Below are 4480 nucleotides of genomic sequence, written 5' to 3'. Positions count from 1 at the left end.
GGTGAGGGTGAGGATGCCTGCGCAGTGGGCGGCGGCTATTTCGCCGATGGAGTGTCCGGCGAGGTAGTCGGGGGTGATGCCGAAGGAGGTGATGAGGCGGTAGAGGGCGACTTCGATGGCGAAGAGTGCGGGTTGGGTGTATTGGGTGTCGTTGAGTTTGTCGCCGGTGGTGATGGTGTGGCGGAGGGGCTGTTCGAGGTGGGGGTCGAAGTGTGAGCAGATGTCGTTGAGGTGGCGGTCGAACTCGGGGTATATCGCCGCCAGTTCATTGCCCATGTTGATGCGCTGGGCACCCTGGCCGGTGAAAAGGAAAGCGACTTTTCCGTTGGTGTGGGGAGTGGTGGTGGCGGGGGGTGTTTCGGTGAATTCCGTGAGCTTCGCGAGGAGTTCTTCGCGGGTGGTGCCGGTGATGCTGATGCGGTGATCGTGCGTTGTACGGGTGGTGGCGAGGGAATAGGCGGTGTCGAGGGGGCTGTGGTCCGGGTGGTTCCGGAGGTGGGTGAGGAGGCGGCGGGCCTGCTCGGTGACGGCCTGCGGTGTCTTGCCGGAGAGCAGCCACGGCACGGCACCCGCCGGACGGACGGTCTCCTCTGCCGGAGCGGCCTGCGCCTCGGCCGGGGGCTCCTCCACGATCACGTGCGCGTTCGTACCGCTCACCCCGAACGCGGACACGGCCGCCCGCCGGAGCGCACCCGGCCGAGCCGTCCACGGGCGTTCCTCGGTGAGCAGCTCCACCGCGCCCGACGACCAGTCGACCATCGGCGTCGGCTCGTCCACGTGCAGCGTCCGGGGCAGGGTGCCGTGGCGCATGGCCTGCACCATCTTGATGACGCCACCCACACCAGCCGCCGCGACCGTGTGCCCGATGTTGGACTTCAGCGAGCCGAGCAGCAGGGGGCGCTCGGCCGGGCGGTTCTGCCCGTAGGTGGCGAGGAGTGCCTGGGCCTCGATGGGGTCGCCCAGCCGGGTGCCGGTGCCGTGGGCCTCGACCGCGTCGACGTCGGCGGGGGTGAGGCGGGCGTTGGCGAGGGCCTGGCGGATGACGCGTTCCTGCGAGGGGCCGTTCGGCGCGGTCAGACCGTTGCTGGCGCCGTCCTGGTTGACGGCGCTGCCGCGCAGGACGGCGAGGACGTTGTGGCCGTTCTTCTTCGCGTCGGAAAGCCGCTCCACGACGAGGATGCCGACCCCCTCCGACCAGGAGGTGCCGTCCGCCGCCGCCGCGAAGGACTTGATCCGGCCGTCGGGCGCGAGTCCGCGCTGCCGGGAGAAGTCCACGAATCCGCCGGGCGTGGCCGTGACGGTGGCACCGCCCGCCAGGGCGAGCGTCGACTCGCCCCGGCGCACCGACTGGGCCGCCAGATGCAGGGCGACCAGCGACGACGAGCACGCGGTGTCCACCGAGATCGCCGGGCCCTCCAGCCCCAGGGAGTACGCGATGCGTCCGGAGGCGACGCTGCTGAGCCGCCCGGTCATCAGGTGGCCCTCGAACTCCTCGGGCCCCTCAAGGCCCAGGTAGCTCTGCTCCACCACCCCCGCGAACACCCCGGTCCGGGAGCCCTTGAGCGCGGCCGGGTCGATGCCGGCGTGCTCCAGGGCCTCCCACGCGGTCTCCAGCAGCACCCGCTGCTGCGGGTCCATCGCCCGGGCCTCGCGCGGGGACACCCCGAAGAAGCCCGCATCGAAGAGCGCCGCGCCGTCGAGGAACCCGCCCTCCCGGGTGTACGAGGTGCCCGGGACCTCGGGGTCCGGGTCGTAGAGGGCCTCCAGGTCCCAGCCCCGGTCGTCGGGGAACCCACTGATCGCGTCGGTGCCCTCGCTCACCAGCTTCCACAGGCCGTCCGGGGAGGTGACCCCGCCCGGGAACCGGCAGGCCATGCCGACGATGGCCACGGGTTCGTCGTCGGCGCTCTCCAGCTCGGTGATCCGCTCACGGGCCTTCCGCAGATCCGCGGTGACCCACTTCAGGTAGTCGACCAGCTTCTGTTCTTTGGACGGGTCTGCGGACATGCGGGATCAGTCTCTCCTCGATGCGGGACGCGGGCTGCGGGTCGCGCGATGGGTGGTGGGTGGTGGGCGTGGGTGTGAGGGGTGGGTGTCAGGCGTCGGCGGGGTACGTCAGGCGGTGCTGCGGCCGAGCTCGTTGTCGATGAAGTCGAAGATCTCGTCGGCGGACGCGTCGGCCGGCAGCTCCGCGGTGTCCGCGCCGGCCTGACCGGACGCCGTCGCCGCACCCAGCGCCGAAAGCAGGGAGTTCAGCCGTACGGAGACGGTGGCGCGCACTTCGTCGTCCGTCGGCAGCTCCGCCAACGAGGCTTCCAGGCGGTCCAGTTCACCGAGCGCGACGCTCGCCGCGTCCTCGGCCGCCGGACCGGCGACGGTGTGCAGATGGGCGGCGAGGGCCGCCGGGGACGGGTGGTCGAAGACCAGCGTGGCGGGCAGCGGGAGCCCGGCGGCCGCGGTGAGCCGGTTGCGCAGTTCCACGGCGGTCAGGGAGTTGAAGCCGAGGTCCTGGAACGGCCGGTCGGGAGCGACGGAGGCCGCCGAGGCGTGACCGAGCACGGACGCCACCTCGCGGACCACCAGGGCCAGCAGATACGGCTCCCGCTCGGGTGCGCTCAGCTCCGCGAGCCGCTCGCCGAGCGGTACGGCCCCGGATCCGGCGCCCGGCGCCCCTGCCGTGCCCGCGGCGGCCGTGTCCGGTGCGGCGGCGGACGCCCGTACCGCGACCGCTCCGACGAGCAGCGTCGGCCGGCCCGCCGCCAGGGCCCGGTCGAACAGCGCGAGCCCCTCCGCGTCCGTGACGGCCCGGAAGCCGTCCTGCTCGAAGCGGTCCAGCTCCCTGTCGTCCAGGTGGGCGTTGATACCGCCTGCCCGCCACAGCCCCCACGCGATGGAGGTGGCGGGCAGGCCGTCGGCGGCGCGCCGGGCGGCGAGCGCGTCCAGGAACGCGTTGGCGGCCGCGTAGTTGGACTGGCCGGGTGCGCCGAACGTCCCCGTGGTCGAGGAGAACAGCACGAACGCCGCGAGGCCGAGGCCCCGGGTCAGCTCGTCCAGGTGCCGGGCCGCGTCCGCCTTGGGGGCCAGGACGGCGGCGAGCCGCTTGGGGGTCATGCCGGAGACGAGGCCGTTGTCGAGGACACCGGCGGTGTGGACGACACCGGTCAGCGGGTGCTCGGCGGGAACGGAGGCCAGCAGCTCCGCCAGCTGTTCCCGGTTCGCCACATCGCACGCGGCCACGGTCACCGAAGCCCCCAGCGCGGTCAGCTCCTCCCGCAACTCACCTGCCCCCGGCGCCTGTTCGCCACGCATTCCGGCCAGCAGCAGCCGCCGTACGCCGTGCTCGGTCACCAGATGGCGGGCGACCAGGGCGCCCAGGGTGCCGGTGCCCCCGGTGATCAGGACGGTGCCCTCGGGGTGCCACGGCGGGCGGGCGGTGGAACCCTGGTCCCGCACCGGCCGGAGCCGGGGGACCAGTACACCTTCGGGGCGCACGGCCAGCCGGGGTTCCCCGGTGGCGACGGCCGCGGCCAGCGCCTCGGTACCGGTGTCCTGCGGCGCGTCCACCAGCACGATCCTGCCCGGCGCCTCGGCCTGCGCGGAGGCGAGCAGCCCCCAGGCGGCGGCGGCGTCCGGGTCCGGTGCGTCACCGGCGGCCACGGCACGGTCGGTCACCACGACCAGCGTGGAGCCGGGGGAGCGCTCCTCGCCGAGCCACTCCTGGGCCAGCCGCAGCGCCTCGTACGGTGCCTGCGGCGAGGTCGCGAGGCGGTGCACCACGGTGTCGGCGGGCGCGCCCGGGGCCGCCGCACCCTCGGCGGGCACCGCCACGGGCTCCCACACCGGACGGGTCAGCCCCGCACCCTCGGCCACGACGGGTGCGGGTGCCTCGGGGGTGAGCCAGTACCGCTCGTGCTGGAAGGCGTACGTGGGCAGCGGGACCCGGCGGGCCGCCGTACCGGCGTAGAACGCCTCCCAGTCCACCCGCACCCCGCGGCCGTGCAGCGCGCCCAGTGCGGCGGCCACGGTCGAGTCCTCCGGGCGGCCGCGGCCCATCAGGGGAATGGCGGCCATCGCGTCCGGCTTCTCGACGCCGGCTGCCGCGAGTGCGCTGAGTACGGTGTCGGGGCCTATTTCCACGTAGGTGGTGACGCCTTCTGTCTCCAGAGTTTTGATGGCGTCGGCGAATCGGACGGTGTGGCGGACCTGGTCGGCCCAGTAGTGGGGGTTTTGGAGTTCTTGGTGGGTGGTGGGTTTTCCGGTGAGGGTGGAGATGAGGGGGGTGGTGGCCGGGTGGTGGGTGATGTTTTTGGTGGTGGTGGTGAATTGGTTGAGCATGCCGTCCATGTGGGGGCTGTGGAAGGCGTGGGAGGTGTTGAGGGTGTGGGTTTTGTGGCCGGTGTTGCGGAGTGTGGTGGCGATGGTTTGGGCGGTGTGGGTGGTGCCGGATATGACGGTGGAGTTGGGGGTGTTGATGGCGGCG

2 protein-coding genes are annotated in these 4480 nt (G+C 72.7%); both read right to left on the bottom strand.

All coding sequences use genetic code 11. The features are described 5' to 3' along the window. The coding region (locus tag IE264_RS37735; protein WP_190167943.1) for a type I polyketide synthase at positions 1-2007 on the bottom strand (2007 nt) is incomplete at its 3' end. A gap of 108 nt (positions 2008-2115) precedes the next feature. Beyond that, on the bottom strand, positions 2116-4480 hold a 2365-nt coding region (locus tag IE264_RS37730), incomplete at its 5' end, for an SDR family NAD(P)-dependent oxidoreductase (protein ID WP_190167942.1).

The sequence above is a fragment of the Streptomyces microflavus genome (genome assembly GCF_014650075.1).
GTDB classification, from domain to species: Bacteria; Actinomycetota; Actinomycetes; order Streptomycetales; family Streptomycetaceae; genus Streptomyces; species Streptomyces microflavus.
The sequence above is the reverse complement of the archived record's forward strand: the minus strand, read 5'-3'. Positions and strand labels throughout refer to the sequence as shown.